Below are 13,724 nucleotides of genomic sequence, written 5' to 3'. Positions count from 1 at the left end.
ATGAAAACGACAAGCTATTATCCCGTGATCATGACCGGCGACGTCGCCGGCACCGCCGCGTTCTACGTCAAGCACTTCCGCTTCGAGTCACAGTTTGATGCCGGCTGGTATGTCCATCTGCGGTCGGCGGAAGACAGGGACGTCAATCTCGCCATCGTCCAGGGCGATCACGAGACGATCCCCGAAGAGGGGCGCGGGCGGGTCGCCGGCCTGCTGATCAATTTCGAGGTCAAGGATGTCGATGCCGTGCATGCGCGGGTCGTCGCGGAAGGGCTGCCGATCCTGCGGTCGCTGCGCGACGAAGACTTCGGGCAGCGCCACTTCATCACCAGGGACCCCAATGGCGTTCTAATCGACGTCATCACGCCGATCCCGCCGAGCCCCGAGTTTCTGGCGCTGTATGCGCCGGGTACGGTTGACGCCTGAACGCAAACGAAAACGGAGGCGCCGCGAGGCGCCTCCGTCACTTTATCACTATGGCTTCTACCTGGCCGGCAGGCTCAGTCCTGGATGTAGCAACGCTTGCGCATGCCGGGCGCCGGATCGCCGAAGGTCTCGTTGTCGCAATCGACGCCGTCGCGGAAGACGCCTTCCTCGAACTGGCTCATCGTGCCGTAGCGCACTCGCTTGCGGCCGTAGAAATCGCAATAGTCGTTCTCGCTGGCGCAGGCCACCCAGCGCTTGCGGCGCGGTTCGCCGTAGCCGCCATCGCCATAGTCGCGGCTGCGCCGGCCGCGCTCGACGATGTAGCATTCCTTGCGCAGGCCCGGTGCCGGATCGCCGAAGCTGCGGTTCGAGCAGCGGACCGCGGGCGCGTCGATGAAGCGCGAGGTGGTCCTGCCTTGCGCGCCATAGACGACTTCTGCCGGATAGGGCAGGCGGCAGGTGCCGCCTTCCGATGCGCAGCGGATCAGCCGTTGAGCCTCTGCAGGGGTGGGGGTGACGGCGGAGACGGTTGCCGCCAGTCCGGCGACGCAGATCGATGCGAAGGCCGTTCGCATCGTAAGGGTTTGGGCGATTGACACGATAGAAGTCCTCGAATCGTTGGAGGCCTCGACCTTAGCGAGCATGGCTTGAACGCAAGATGAATGCGGCGTTTTGAAGAAAGGTTCGGCGCCCGGCCAGACAAGATGCCCACGCAAAAGCTGCCAGCAGAAAACCGGCTATCACCCTTGCCTTGTCCACTTGCGGGGCTCTGGTGAGCAGCGGACGCTACCTCGCTCGACAACGGCCAAAATCATCCCAATACCTCCACCAGCGCCGTGCGCCGGCGCGAAGGCGCTGGTGTGGCGCCAAAACTGACAGGAAATAGGCGCTCACATTACCCCTGTCGAACGCGAGCACGACGCTCCAGGTCTCTCCGGATGGCCAGTCCACGTCTTCTTCAAACCTTGCAGTGGTTGAATAGACCCCATCTGTCGGTTCAGGGTCGCCACCAAACCAGGTGAGGCGAACGCGTGCGGCAGGGATTCCAATCTGCTCGAGCATGCTGTTTCCAGTTTCGCGAGGCCAGAACCATTGGCAGCGCCTGATCTAGGCCTTGGCCGGGCGCTCCTGCACCGGATAGACCCGGTCGTAGGCTAGGTTGAAGACGAATGCGTAGGCCATGTAGAAACCCGCAAAGGACGCATCCATCAGCAGCGCCTGAAGAAGGCTCACGCCGAGATACCAGGCAATGAACGGCATCAGGACGGCGAGAAGCCCGACCTCGAACAGGACAGAGTGAGCGACACGCACAGGCAGCGATTTCCGGACGCTGCCTTTGATCGCCAGAAGCAGGTGGTCGAAGCCGAGATTGAACAGGTAGTTCCAGATCGTTGCGATCGTCGCGCTGACGATGGCGACGGCGCCGATGTCGCCCATCGGCATATGGAAAGCCCAGGCGCCAAGCGGCGTGACCAGCGCCAGCCCGATCAGTTCGAAGCTGATGGCGTGGCGAACACGATCAAGAGTGGTGCGCATATTAGCCCCCGTGGGATTTCGGCCCGTTCCGAAAAAGCGTCCCAGATGGGGGAGATGGTCCTCGCTTCGGAAGCAAGATTAAGAACCGTGCCAGATGTTCAGTACTGCCATGGTCGGTTGTTCGATGGTGCCAGGGACGATCGCAGGCCTGTAACTGCCGTCCCGCGCGGCGCCGGTATTGTCCGGCTACTTCCTGCGATGGGAAAGGATCGTGCCGGCGCCGGCCAGCGTCAGCACGGCGCCGGCAATGAAGGGCGGGATGAATACGGCGAGCGCCTCGGTGTCTTCCCAGCGCAGGCGGAAATCGTTGCAGCCGGTGCCGCAGCCATGGGCGTTCAGCCAGATCCAGCCGCCGAAGGTCGCCGAACAGACCAGGACGCCCAGGACGAGCAGTGCATATCCCAACAGCCGCAGCAGAGCCTCCTGCGCAAACAAAAACGGAGGCGCCTGTGCAGCACCTCCGTCCATTGATGTCAATCGGCGCCCTAACGGCCGAAGGTGAGTCAATCCAGTGGCTTGGCCGGTGCGGTTGAGAAAATGAATCCGGCCGACGTTCCCTCCTAGAGGCTCGGGCCGTCCTCGCCGGCGGCCTTCTTGTCGCCTTTGGAGAGGCCGGTCAGGCGGTCGATATAGGCAAGCAGCAGCGCCGACAGCACGAAGGCCAGGTGAATGATGGTCAGCCACATCAGCTGGTCGGAGGTATATTGCTGGGCGTTGAGGAAGACCTGCAGCAGGTGGATCGACGAGATTGCGACGATTGTCGAGGCAACCTTGATCTTGAGCGAGCTGATGTCGATCGTGCCGAGCCAATGGACCTCGCCGTCATGATTGTCGAAGCGGCTGACAAAGTTCTCGTAGCCCGAGATGATGACCATCACCACCAGCGAGGCGACAAGGGCCGCGTCGATCAGGCCGAGCACCTTGAGGATGGTGTCGGTGTCGTCGAGCACCATCACCTTCATGACGAACTCGTAGAGCTTCTTGACGAAGGACAGCGCGTAGATGCCGAGCGCCACGGCGAGGCCGAGGTAGAACACCACGAGCAGCCAGCGCGAGGCGAGAATGATGGATTCGACGGCGTGTTCGAGGCGTTTCATGAGACGTCCGAAAATGGCGATTGGAAAATGAGGCGGTGCCGACGAATGCAACAGCTTGGCGGATAAAACAAGGCCCGGCCGCTGGAGGGGGATTCGGCCGGGCCTGATCTCCTTGAACGCCGGAGATGGGACGGGGCAGGGAACCACGTCATCCACAAGGTGGCATCAAAATCCAGCGATTCAATGGCCAAAGCCGGGTGATCGCGTGATTGTTACCGGCGATTTCATGTCCGAAAAGGATGCTTTGGCGGCAAAAACCCGCCCTGCAGTGCGCGGGGCGGGTTTCGTTTCAGTGTCTTCAGCCGCTAGTTGGCGCTGGCGATCGGTGCCACCAGCGGGGTGATGCGGCGGATTGCGACGCGGCGGTTCTCACGCTCCGGCTTCTGTGACTTCACCTTGAGGTAGCGCTCGCCGTAACCCTGCGTCGACAGGTTCTCCGGCTGGATGCCGAAGACGTTTGTAAGCGCGTCCGCCACGGCCTCGGCGCGGCGATCCGACAGCGCCAGATTGGCGACATCGGAACCGACGGCGTCGGTGTGGCCCTCGATGAGGAAGGTTTCGGCCGGGTTCTTCTTGAGCAGCTTCTCCATCGCGTTGGCGACGCCCTCGAGCTTGGCGATCTCGCTCTCGGGGATCGAGGCCGAGCCGAACTCGAAGCTCAGCGTGTCGAGATCGACGCGCCGGGCGATGTCGCGGACACGGGCCGAACGCTTGACCTCGTCGACCGAATAGAGCCGCTTGACGCGTTCCACAGGAGGACGTTCGAGGAAGTCGTAATAGGCGTCGTCATCCTCGACATATTGCGCGTCGAGAATGTACTCGTTGCGCGGAATATTGAGCTGTAGGGGCGGCAGGTCGAGACCCGGATCGCGCCACTCGTCCATACCCTCGTAATACTGGTCGTCGACATAGCTCAGCACATATTCGCGGCCATCGGGGGTGATGCGCGAGCGCTGCACGATGTCGCCATATCGGTTGCGGATGGTGATGATCTGGTTGCCATTGTCGCGAACGATGACTTCGCGAGTACGGCCGCGCGGCAGTTCCTCGTAATAGACGTCCTGCGCATCACGCGTGATACGCGGCCGGTCGTTGCTCTCGACGATGATCTCATTGTTGATCTGGATGATCACCCGATCGCCGATCTCGCGCAGGAACTCGCTGCCTTCAGGTCGCGGCCTGCGGCGCAGGTCTACCTCGGGCATCTTTTCGATGCGGGTGCCCTTTTCGGCAGTGACGGCCTGGATCTCGACAGGCTGGGCTGCCTCGGTGGCCGTCTTGTCGTCAACCGGCGGCGGCCCCGGATCGACGGGCACCGGTACCGGCTGCGCCGCCTGCTCGCCAGTCTGGCCCTCGGGCGCGGGCTGAGCGGGCTGGCCTTCGGCAGCCGGCTGCCGGCCACCAGCCTCGGCGGGTGGCGCTTCCTTCTGGCTGTCAAGCATCGGCGCCTCGTTGGGGTTCACCGGTGGCTGGTTTGCAGGTGCTTCGCCCTGCTGGGCAGGCTGTTGTGGCTGTTCACCAGTTGCCGGTTGCTCGCCGGTCGCCGGCTGCTCGCCAGTCGCGGGCTGCTCGGTCGAAGGCTGCTGCGCGGCAGGCTGTTCGCCCTGCGCTGGCGCTTCACCTGCGGGTGCGGTGGTTTCGGGCGCCGGAGCAGGGGTGGGAACCTGTTCCGGGGTCGCTTCTGCAGGCTTCTCCGCCGGTTGCTCGGCAGGCTGTTCGGCCTGGGGCTTCTGCTCGGGCTGGGCCTCGGGCTGCGGTGCCACCTCAGGCGTCTGGGCCGGCTCTTCGGCCTGTGGTTCCGGTTGAGGCGCTGCCTCCGGCTCGGCGGCAGGCTGTTCTGCCTGGGGCTGCTGCTGTTCGGCGGCGGGCTCGCGCTTCTTACGCTTGGGGGCGGGTTCTTCCGCCTGCGGCTGAGGCTCTGCCTGCGGCTCGGGTTCAGCCTGCGGTGCGACATCTTGCTGAGGTGCTGGTTCTTCCGCCGGCGCCTCGCGCTTCTTGCGGCGTGGCTCGGGCGCTGGTTCTTCGGCCTGCGGTGCCGGCTGCTCTGCCTGCGGCTGCGGCGCGGGTTCCGGCTGTGGCTGCGGTTCGGGCTGAGGCTCAGGCTGCGGGGACGGTTCCGGTTGCGCCTCCGGGGCAGGGGCCTGCTGGCCACCACCCTGGCGTGCTGCACAAGCTTCCGCCGATTCGCCTTCCTGGCAGTCCGACTGAACGCGGATCAGCGGCAGCGCAGCCCCCGCTTCGTTCAGCGCGCCGTTCGGCAACGGCATGGCGCCCAACGGCGCGGATGCCATGAACAGGCCGATTGCCGTGCCTGCGAGAATCCGTGGTTGGCGTTTCATCGTTGGAAATCTCCTCGAAGTGAAGTTTGGTCCCGTCCCGGCCCAAACAGATGGAACCGTTAATGGTTCCGCTTGTCGTGGCAGTCGCATCGCATCGGGGCGATTGCCCGACGGCAACATGGCAATATCGTGGTTTCGCTGAACTGGCGATGAATGAGAAGGGCGGCTTGACGCGCCCCCCTTTCGGGGCCAAATGCCAGCCATGGACGATGCCTATTGGAAAACGACGCCGCTGGAGGCAATGAGTCCGAGCCAGTGGGAACAACTCTGCGACGGCTGCGGCAAATGCTGCCTGTCCAAGCTCGAGGACGAGGATACCGGCGAGATCTATTGGACCAGCGTTGGCTGCCGGCTGTTCGACGGCGCGACCTGCCGCTGCGCCGACTATGCCAATCGCCTTGCGCGCGTGCCGGACTGTGTCGGGCTGACGCCTGAGAACGTGCGCACGATTTCCTGGCTTCCCAGCACATGCGCCTATCGCCTCGTCGGTGAGGGCCATGATCTCTATTGGTGGCACCATCTTGTTTCGGGCAGCCGCGAGACGGTGCACGAGGCCGGCGTATCGGTGCGCGGCAAGCTGACCGCCTCCGAGGATGATATGGCCGAGCCGGAAGACTATTTCGACCACATGCTGGACGAAGAGCCGTAAGCGCCAAACTCGCCCGACACAATACGGTCAAGGCCCTTCGGGTGGACGGCCAAGGCCCTTCTGGTGGCTGTCTTCCATCTGCGCGACGGCTCACGCATTGTTGCAGTGCGTAAAAAATACTTAGCAGAATCAAATATTTGATACATGAACCGAAAATGAATGCGTGGTTCGAAAACGGTTCAGCTTGGGTGGCGCATTGTCTGGTCATCGCTCAGGCAGAGATGGCCTGACGCCTCGGGTTCAAGGAGAAGACACAATGTTCGACAAGATCAAGATCGCGGCCCTTTCTGCCGTCATCGGCTTCAGCACGCTGGCCGCCATTCCTGCGACCGCACAGGCCGACGGCCTTTATCTCAATCTTGGCCAGGGCTCGCCGAATGTCGGCGTCTACATCCAGGACCGCGACGGCCGCCGCGACAACCGCTGGGACAACCGCCACGACAATCGCTGGGGTCGCCCCGGTGGCCGCTGGGACCGCGCCTGCTCGCCTGACCGTGCTGTCGACAAGGCCGAGCGCATGGGCCTGCGCCGCGCCCGCATCGTCGATGTCAACCGTCGCTCGATCACGGTGAGCGGCCGCAAATATGGCGAGCGCGTCGCGATCACCTTCGCCCGCGCCCCGAACTGCCCGGTCGTCCGCTGGTAAGTCGAAACGCGACCTGAACAGCGTCGGGTAAGCCCGATCGCAGTAGCGGGAGCCCCTTTCCTCTCGGGGAAGGGTGGTGGCTCCAAACAAAACCCCGGAGGCCTTGCCTCCGGGGTTTTTCATATTCTTTCCAGCTGTTGGGGTGTCGGACTGCCTGGATGCGATCCGTTTGCCCGATCCTGCCGCGCTTCCGAACGCGCGGCAGGGCGCCCGATGTCAGATCGTCAGTTCTTCAGTTCGAAGGTGACGTTGACCTGGACGCGGTAGGCGTTTTCGCCGGCCTCGACCGGTGCTGCGCCGGCTGCGCGGTCGAACGACTTGGCCTGCATCGGCATTGGCGGCGGGGCATAGGACTGGTCCGTGATCTCGAGCACCTTGCCGACTTTGACGCCGGCGGCCTCGGCCAGCACCTTCGCCTTGGCGATGGCGTCGGCCACCGCAAGCTTGCGCGCCTCGGTGATAACGCCTTCCGGCTTCTCGTTGGTAAAGGTGATGCCGCCGCCCTGGTTGACGCCGAGGGAGACGGCCTTGTCGAGAACCTCGCCTGTCTTGGCGATGTCGCGGACGCGCACCGACAAGGTGTTGATCACTTGGTAGGCGACGAGCTCGGCATCCTGCGAGCCATCGGGCTTGTTGGTGTAGTTGTAGCGCGGCTGGATCTGGATGCCGGCGGTCTGCAGGTCGCGCTCGGCGACACCCGCTGCCTTCATCGCGGCGATCACGGCAGCCATTGCTTCGTTGTTGGCGTCCAGCGCCTCGCGGGCGGTCTTGGCCTCGCGCATCACTGACAGCGACAACAGAGCCAGATCGGGTGCCACCGAGGCTTCGCCTTCCCCCGTCACGACGATGCGTGGCGACGGTTCGTTATCGGCGCGGGCGGCAGCGGCGGGAAGTGTCAGTGCCGCTGCAAGTGCAAGCGCCATGTATTTGCGATTCATAATATAATCTCCGTTGTCCTGAGCCCTTCGGGAGTGTCAGATAGGGGCGGATTATGGGTGGATTGCGGCAGCGCGCAACAGATGCGCGAAGATGGCTTGTGCCAGCGCGCAAAACTGACTATCCAGCCCGCATGTGGGGCCTGTAGCTCAATGGTCAGAGCCGGCGGCTCATAACCGCTTGGTTGGGGGTTCGAGTCCCTCCGGGCCCACCAAAAACTAAGTTTTTGATTTTATTTATATTTTCTCCGTTTTAGTCCGGGCGTACACCACGGCGTACACTGGAACACGCGTGTATCTTTGGTCAGGCCATGAGTGCTCAAGAAGTATTCTTGGATGCCAATCGGAATAAGTTGAGGTTAGTCATCTCAGGGGCGAAATCTTCCCATCGCAATCTTGAACGTTTCGGTAGGAATGTGGCGCGCGGCTACCTCCTCGCTTGACATGGCTGGGACGTCGGCAGCACGACTGCGGATGCCGCCCTTCGGCGCCAGCGCCCAAGGCAATGCCGGTGCCTGTCGTGGTAAGAAGACAGATCCATCTCGAACATGCCGCGCGCACCGAAGCCATCCGCATCGTGACGCTGCGCGCCAAGGCGTCAGGCTATCTGCAGGCACACGGACTATCAGGCCGCGCTCGATCAGGCCAAGGCGCAGATCGAGCGTGACCAGGCATCGCTCGAATAGCTCAAGTCGAGCCTCACCCGCGGCAACAAGCTCGCCGACAACGGCTATCTGGCCAAGGACGGGTTCGACCAGCGCTGCAGCGCGGTGCGACAGGCGGAAGCAGCCCGTGCCATATCACGTTCGGCCTTGCGGACTGCCGACTCAGTTCAACGCCGCGGCCGGCATGCGCAATATCGGGACGCGACTTGGTCGATCGAACCAGCCTCTCGAACTGGCATGCAACGACGTGCCAGTTCATTCGCTCCGCGCGTAACCGTCGGCCAGTCAGTCCTTGATGATGACGTCGGCCTTGTCGAATTTGGTGACGTCGATCAGCCCCTTGTCCGAGATGAGCAGTTCCCGGATCACGACAAGCGCCAGCAGCGAGTGCTGCATATAGGCGTCGCTTCGACCAACATGCCGGCCTTCACGGCGACCACCTCGGCCCGCTCGTCCGACATCGGGCCGGCGACCAGAAGCTCGACCAGCGCAAGCTCCTTGCCCTCGCTGATCATCACGATGCCGCCGCTGACCTCTGCAGCCTGTTGGCTGCCTGGGCCATGTCGGCCTTGTTGGTGCCGGCGACGATGATGTGATGGCTGTCATGCGCGATGGTCGAGGCCATGGCGCAATCCTTGGAGTAGCCGAAGCCCGAGACGAAGGCATTGACCACTTCACCGGTGGCCCCGGTGGACTAGCGGCCCTCATGTCGACTGTGACGATGCCTAGCGGGCGTGTTGCTTCCAAGGTCGATGACCAGGCCTCGTCAACACTCGGGCAAGTTCACCGCAAGCCCGCCCAGCGATGTTTCCTTATATTTCGTCGCCATGTCCTGGCCGGTCTGGCGCATGGTCTCGATGCAGTTGTCGAGGGGCATGAAGTGCTGACCATCGCCGCGGAGCGCCAGGCTGGCCGCCGAGACCGCCTTGATCGCGCCAAGACCGTTGCGTTCGATGCAGGGCACCTGGACAAGGCCGCCGGCCGGGTCGCAGGTCATGCCGAGATGATGCTCGAGCGCGATTTCGGCCGCGTTCTCGATCTGCTCGTTGGTTCCGCCCAGCGCTGCGCAAAGCCCCGCCGCGGCCATGGCGGACGCCGAGCCGATCTCGGCCTGGCAACCGCATTCCGCGCCGGAGATCGAGGCGCGGTGCTTGATCAGCCCGCCAATGGCGGCCGCAGTCAGGAGAAACTGCCGTTCGCCATCCGCATTGGCACCGACGCAGTGATCGCTGTAGTAGCGCAGCACGGCAGGTACGACGCCGGCAGCACCATTGGTCGGCGCTGTCACGACGCGCCCTCCCGCCGCATTCTCCTCGTTGACGGCCATGGCATAGACGAGCAGCCAGTCGGTCGCCGCGTGCGGCTGTGCCCGGTTGCTGCCGCGCTCGCCGAGCAATTGCTGGTGCAGGCCCTTAGCGCGGCGTCGCACCGACAGTCCTCCCGGAAGAATACCTTCCTGGCTGAGGCCGCGATCGATGCAGCCGTTCATTGCCGCCTGGAGTCGTTCAAGTCCCGGCTCCAGATCGCGGCCATGGCGCACCCGTTCGTTCGCTTCCTTCATCGCTGCGATCGGCAGTCCCGATTCACGCCCCATCCGCAGCATCTCGACGGCGGAGGTGAAGGGATAAGGCACGTCGCCTGCGGCTGTGTCCCGCGAAGGGGACACACTGGAAAGCTGGTCTTCACTGACGACGAAACCGCCGCCGATCGAGTACCAGACCTCACGCAGAACGACATTGCCGGAAAGCCCGTGCGCGGTGAAGACCATGCCGTTGGCATGGCCCGGCAGCGGCGGTCCGTAGTCGAAGACGAGGTCGTGATCCGGATCGAAGGCGATGGCGCCGATCCCGGGCGCCGTGATGTTGCGCGTGACCTTGAGGCCTGCGACCAAGGCTTCTGCCTGGTCGGGGTCGAGTGTATCAGGCAGAAATCCCATGAGCCCCAGAAACACTGCCCGGTCGGTTGCGTGGCCTTTGCCGGTGTAGGCGAGGGATCCATGCAGGGAGACCGTCAGCCGCCGGCATTCGGTCCGCCCGGGCAGGGCGGCGAGGGCCTTGAGGAAGCGCGAAGCGGCGACCATCGGGCCCATCGTGTGCGACGAGGACGGGCCGATGCCGATCTTGAAGATATCGAAGACGGACAGGAACATGGATCGATCCTTGAAGGGGTGTGCCCCCGGCGCGCGACCGGGGGCGACAGGCTCACTCGGCGGCTTCCGCGTAGCTTTCGAGCGGCGGGCAGGTGCAGACGAGGTTGCGGTCGCCATGCACATTGTCGATCCGGTTGACCGGCGGCCAATATTTGTCGGCCCGGAACGAGCCCGCCGGGAAGCAGGCGGCCTCGCGGCTGTAGGGGCGGTCCCAGTCGCCGACGAGATCCTCGACGGTATGGGGCGCGCGCTTCAGCGGATTGTCCTCGGCATCGAGCGTGCCGGCGACGATGGCCTCCGCTTCGGCGGCAATGCCCAGCATGGCGGCGATGAAGCGGTCGAGTTCGGCCTTGGGCTCGCTCTCCGTCGGCTCCACCATCAGCGTGCCGGCCACCGGCCAGCTCATCGTCGGCGCGTGGAAACCGCAGTCGACAAGGCGCTTGGCGATGTCGTCGACGGTCACCCCGGCGCGTTCCTTCAGCACTCTCGTATCCAGGATGCACTCATGCGCGACATGGCCGGCGGCCGAGCTGTAGAGGATCGGATAGGCGGACGCCAATCGCCGCGCAATGTAGTTGGCGCTGAGAATCGCAGTCTTGGTCGCCTGGGTCAGGCCCTCGCCACCCATCAACAGGCAATAGGCCCAGGAGATGAGCAGGATCGACGCGGAGCCGAATGGTGCGGATGATATGGCGAATGCGCCGGCAGCCGGATTGCCCGGCAGATGCGGCACGAGATGCGCCTTGACCCCGATCGGCCCCATGCCCGGCCCGCCGCCGCCATGCGGGATGGCAAAGGTCTTGTGCAGGTTGAGGTGGCTGACGTCGCCGCCGATATCGCCAGGGCGCGCGAGACCAACCATGGCGTTCATGTTGGCGCCGTCGATATAGACCTGTCCGCCATTGTCATGGGTGAGTGAGCAGATCTCGCGCACGGTCGTCTCGAACACGCCGTGGGTCGAGGGGTAGGTGATCATGCAAGCGGCCAGGTTTTCGGCATGGGCTTCCGCCTTGGCGCGGAAGTCGGCGACATCGATGTTGCCGTCGGCGGCCACGCCGACCACCACCACCTTCATGCCAGCCATCTGTGCGGATGCCGGATTGGTGCCATGCGCCGAGGTCGGGATCAGGCAGACGTTGCGATGGCCGTTGCCGCGCGCCTCGTGATAGCGGCGGATCGTCAGCAGGCCGGCATATTCACCCTGGGCACCCGAATTGGGCTGCATCGAAAATGCGTCATAACCGGTGATCTGGCACAATTTTGCCTCGAGGTCGCTCAGCATCTCGGCATAACCCTGCGCCTGGTCGGCGGGGGCATAGGGGTGAAGGTTGGCGAATTCCGGCCAGCTCAGCGCCATCATTTCGGCGGTGGCATTGAGCTTCATCGTGCAACTGCCGAGCGGAATCATGGCCCGGTCAAGCGCAAGGTCGCGATCGGCAAGGCGGCGCATGTAGCGCGTCATCTCGGCTTCGGCGCGGTTCATGTGGAAGACGGGGTGGGTCATGAACACAGAGGTCCGCAGCAGCGCGTCGGGCAGGCGATACTCAGGCGTCAGGTCGTCATCCGCCATGCCGCCGCCAAAGGCGCGCCAGATCGCCTCGGTGTGGCTGCGTCGGACAGTCTCGTCGAAGGTTATGCCAATGCGCGTCTCGCCGATCGGGCGAAGGTTGATCCCTTCACGCAGGGCCGATGCCAGGATGGCGTCGCGGCGGGGGCCGCATTCCACTGTTACCGTGTCGAAGAAGCTTGCCGGCTGGATAGGAAAGCCAAGGGTCTCCAGTCCCTTGACCAGCCGAACCAGCTTGCGGTGGATGCGCTCGGCGATCGCCCGCAATCCGTCCGGGCCGTGGAAAACGCCATACATCGAGGCCATGACGGCCAGCAGCGCCTGTGCGGTGCAGACATTCGACGTCGCCTTTTCGCGGCGGATATGCTGCTCGCGCGTCTGCAGCGACAGCCGATAGGCGCGGTTGCCGCGGGCGTCGATGGAGACGCCGACGATCCGGCCCGGCATCGACCGCGCGAGGTTGGCGCGCACGGCCATGTAGGCGGCGTGCGGACCGCCATAGCCCAGGGGCACGCCGAAACGCTGGCTGGAGCCGATAGCGATGTCGGCGCCCATCTCGCCCGGCGGCTTCAGCAGGGTCAGGGCCAGCGGATCGGCGGCCACGACGGCCAGCGCGCCCGCGTCCTTGAGCGCTGCGATCGGGGCGGTGAAGTCCTGCACATGGCCATAGGTGCCGGGATACTGGAACAGCGCGCCGAAAACGCGCGACGGATCGAGATCGGTGAAAGGATCGCCGATGATCACGTCCCAGCCGAGCGGTTCCGCCCGGGTCGCGACCACGGCAATTGTCTGCGGATGGCAATGATGGTCGACAAAGAAGGCGCGGGCCTTCGAGCGTGACGCACGCTCGCACAGGGCCATGGCTTCGGCCGCGGCGGTGCCTTCGTCAAGCAGCGACGCATTGGCGATGTCGAGCCCGGTCAGGTCGCACATCATGGTCTGATAGTTGAGCAGCGCCTCGAGCCGGCCCTGGCTGATCTCAGGCTGATAAGGCGTGTAGGCGGTGTACCAGGCCGGGTTCTCGAAGATGTTGCGCTGGATCGCCGGCGGGGTGAAGGTGCCGTGGTAACCCTGTCCGATGAAGCTGGCATTGGCCGTGTTCTTCATCGCCACGTTGCGCAGCCGTTCCAGTACGCCGCGCTCGGACAGCGCCTTGCCCCAGGCAAGAGGGCGTGTCTGCCGGATGTCTGCCGGGACGATTGCGTCGATGAAGGCATCGAGGCTTTCGGCGCCGACTGTTTCCAGCATCTCCGCCATTTCGCGCGGGGAGGGGCCGATGTGGCGGCGATTTGCAAAGTCGTATGGCGCGTAGCCGGTCGGGGTGTAGCTCATCTCAGTCTCCTCATCCCACCAGTGCCAGATAGGCGGCTTCATCCATCAACGCTGTGGCATCATCCACGTTTGCGAGGCGCAGCCTGAAGAACCAGCCTTCGCCTTCGGGCGACCTGTTGATCATGGCAGGGTCGCTGTGGAGGAATTCATTGACCGCAATGATCTCGCCCGCCAGCGGGCAATAGACGTCGGAGGCGGCCTTGACGGACTCAACGGTGGCTGCCGTCTCGCCCTTTTCGAGCACGGTGCCGACCGCCGGCAGGTCGACGAAGACCAGATCCCCCAGCAGTTCGCTGGCGTAGCGGGTGATGCCGACCGTGGCTATGCCACCCTTGATGGACAGCCATTCGTGATCTTCGGTGAATTTCAGCATATCGGGGCTC

At 64.0% G+C, this 13,724-nt stretch carries 13 protein-coding genes, 1 tRNA gene and 1 pseudogene; 5 read left to right on the top strand and 10 right to left on the bottom strand.

Features of this window, described 5'->3' with window-relative positions:
* Complete coding sequence (locus HNQ95_RS00800; RefSeq protein ID WP_067959892.1) at positions 1–426, top strand: VOC family protein; 426 nt, start codon at positions 1–3, stop codon at positions 424–426.
* Positions 427–500: 74 nt separating this feature from the next.
* Here the strand turns inward: HNQ95_RS00800 and HNQ95_RS00795 are convergent, their stop codons facing one another.
* From HNQ95_RS00795 to HNQ95_RS00775, 5 genes are all read right to left on the bottom strand, one after another.
* Positions 501–1,001, bottom strand: a complete 501-nt coding sequence (locus HNQ95_RS00795) for a hypothetical protein (RefSeq protein WP_067959896.1) — start codon at positions 999–1,001, stop codon at positions 501–503.
* A gap of 532 nt (positions 1,002–1,533) precedes the next feature.
* On the bottom strand, positions 1,534–1,962 hold the full coding sequence (locus HNQ95_RS00790) for a PACE efflux transporter (RefSeq protein WP_154384861.1): 429 nt from the start codon (positions 1,960–1,962) through the stop codon (positions 1,534–1,536).
* A 186-nt stretch (positions 1,963–2,148) separates the two neighbouring features.
* Complete coding sequence (locus HNQ95_RS00785) at positions 2,149–2,397, bottom strand: hypothetical protein (RefSeq protein WP_154384862.1); 249 nt, start codon at positions 2,395–2,397, stop codon at positions 2,149–2,151.
* A 125-nt stretch (positions 2,398–2,522) separates the two neighbouring features.
* Positions 2,523–3,059, bottom strand: coding sequence for a TIGR00645 family protein (locus tag HNQ95_RS00780; RefSeq protein ID WP_067959907.1), 537 nt, complete (start codon positions 3,057–3,059; stop codon positions 2,523–2,525).
* A 305-nt stretch (positions 3,060–3,364) separates the two neighbouring features.
* On the bottom strand, positions 3,365–5,398 hold the full coding sequence (locus tag HNQ95_RS00775; RefSeq protein WP_067959910.1) for an OmpA family protein: 2,034 nt from the start codon (positions 5,396–5,398) through the stop codon (positions 3,365–3,367).
* Between the two features lie 202 nt (positions 5,399–5,600).
* On the opposite strand from HNQ95_RS00775, the gene HNQ95_RS00770 reads away from it, so the two are divergent.
* Both HNQ95_RS00770 and HNQ95_RS00765 read left to right on the top strand, forming a co-directional pair.
* Positions 5,601–6,047 carry a YcgN family cysteine cluster protein gene (locus HNQ95_RS00770; protein WP_067959912.1) on the top strand — a complete coding sequence of 149 codons (447 nt, stop codon included), beginning with the start codon at positions 5,601–5,603 and terminating at the stop codon, positions 6,045–6,047.
* 256 nt (positions 6,048–6,303) lie between these two features.
* On the top strand, positions 6,304–6,693 hold the full coding sequence (locus tag HNQ95_RS00765; protein ID WP_067959914.1) for a hypothetical protein: 390 nt from the start codon (positions 6,304–6,306) through the stop codon (positions 6,691–6,693).
* A gap of 224 nt (positions 6,694–6,917) precedes the next feature.
* Here HNQ95_RS00765 and HNQ95_RS00760 read toward each other — a convergent pair whose 3' ends face one another.
* Positions 6,918–7,631 (bottom strand): SIMPL domain-containing protein, encoded by a 714-nt coding sequence (locus tag HNQ95_RS00760; RefSeq protein ID WP_067959916.1) that lies wholly within the window; start codon positions 7,629–7,631, stop codon positions 6,918–6,920.
* Positions 7,632–7,767: 136 nt separating this feature from the next.
* Here HNQ95_RS00760 and HNQ95_RS00755 point away from each other — a divergent pair.
* Both HNQ95_RS00755 and HNQ95_RS00750 read left to right on the top strand, forming a co-directional pair.
* Positions 7,768–7,843 (top strand) — tRNA-Ile (locus HNQ95_RS00755).
* Between the two features lie 305 nt (positions 7,844–8,148).
* Positions 8,149–8,295 carry a hypothetical protein gene (locus tag HNQ95_RS00750; RefSeq protein ID WP_182585756.1) on the top strand — a complete coding sequence of 49 codons (147 nt, stop codon included), beginning with the start codon at positions 8,149–8,151 and terminating at the stop codon, positions 8,293–8,295.
* Positions 8,296–8,578: 283 nt separating this feature from the next.
* Here HNQ95_RS00750 and HNQ95_RS00745 read toward each other — a convergent pair.
* The 4 genes and pseudogenes from HNQ95_RS00745 to gcvH form a co-directional block, all read right to left on the bottom strand.
* A pseudogene (locus tag HNQ95_RS00745) lies at positions 8,579–8,975 on the bottom strand (adenine deaminase C-terminal domain-containing protein); the annotation flags it as partial.
* A gap of 84 nt (positions 8,976–9,059) precedes the next feature.
* Positions 9,060–10,442, bottom strand: coding sequence for an L-serine ammonia-lyase (locus tag HNQ95_RS00740; RefSeq protein ID WP_154384925.1), 1,383 nt, complete (start codon positions 10,440–10,442; stop codon positions 9,060–9,062).
* A 52-nt stretch (positions 10,443–10,494) separates the two neighbouring features.
* The gene (gene gcvP, locus HNQ95_RS00735; protein WP_154384926.1) at positions 10,495–13,341 is read right to left on the bottom strand and encodes an aminomethyl-transferring glycine dehydrogenase; all 2,847 of its coding nucleotides are present in this window, start codon (positions 13,339–13,341) and stop codon (positions 10,495–10,497) included.
* 10 nt (positions 13,342–13,351) lie between these two features.
* Complete coding sequence (gene gcvH / locus HNQ95_RS00730) at positions 13,352–13,714, bottom strand: glycine cleavage system protein GcvH (protein ID WP_067959924.1); 363 nt, start codon at positions 13,712–13,714, stop codon at positions 13,352–13,354.
* Positions 13,715–13,724 lie beyond the last annotated feature (10 nt).

It is taken from the genome of Aminobacter ciceronei (assembly GCF_014138625.1).
Lineage (GTDB): Bacteria > Pseudomonadota > Alphaproteobacteria > Rhizobiales > Rhizobiaceae > Aminobacter > Aminobacter ciceronei.
The sequence above is the reverse complement of the archived record's forward strand: the minus strand, read 5'-3'. Positions and strand labels throughout refer to the sequence as shown.

Bases quoted from the DNA above. Each gene is read 5' to 3' on its own strand.
- HNQ95_RS00790 (WP_154384861.1), bottom strand. From the start codon at position 1,962: ATGCGCACCACTCTTGATCGTGTTCGCCACGCCATCAGCTTCGAACTG.
- HNQ95_RS00760 (WP_067959916.1), bottom strand. From the start codon at position 7,631: ATGAATCGCAAATACATGGCGCTTGCACTTGCAGCGGCACTGACACTT.
- HNQ95_RS00775 (WP_067959910.1), bottom strand. From the start codon at position 5,398: ATGAAACGCCAACCACGGATTCTCGCAGGCACGGCAATCGGCCTGTTC.
- HNQ95_RS00795 (WP_067959896.1), bottom strand. From the start codon at position 1,001: ATGCGAACGGCCTTCGCATCGATCTGCGTCGCCGGACTGGCGGCAACC.
- HNQ95_RS00770 (WP_067959912.1), top strand. From the start codon at position 5,601: ATGGACGATGCCTATTGGAAAACGACGCCGCTGGAGGCAATGAGTCCG.
- HNQ95_RS00780 (WP_067959907.1), bottom strand. From the start codon at position 3,059: ATGAAACGCCTCGAACACGCCGTCGAATCCATCATTCTCGCCTCGCGC.
- HNQ95_RS00740 (WP_154384925.1), bottom strand. From the start codon at position 10,442: ATGTTCCTGTCCGTCTTCGATATCTTCAAGATCGGCATCGGCCCGTCC.
- HNQ95_RS00765 (WP_067959914.1), top strand. From the start codon at position 6,304: ATGTTCGACAAGATCAAGATCGCGGCCCTTTCTGCCGTCATCGGCTTC.
- gcvP (WP_154384926.1), bottom strand. From the start codon at position 13,341: ATGAGCTACACCCCGACCGGCTACGCGCCATACGACTTTGCAAATCGC.
- HNQ95_RS00800 (WP_067959892.1), top strand. From the start codon at position 1: ATGAAAACGACAAGCTATTATCCCGTGATCATGACCGGCGACGTCGCC.
- gcvH (WP_067959924.1), bottom strand. From the start codon at position 13,714: ATGCTGAAATTCACCGAAGATCACGAATGGCTGTCCATCAAGGGTGGC.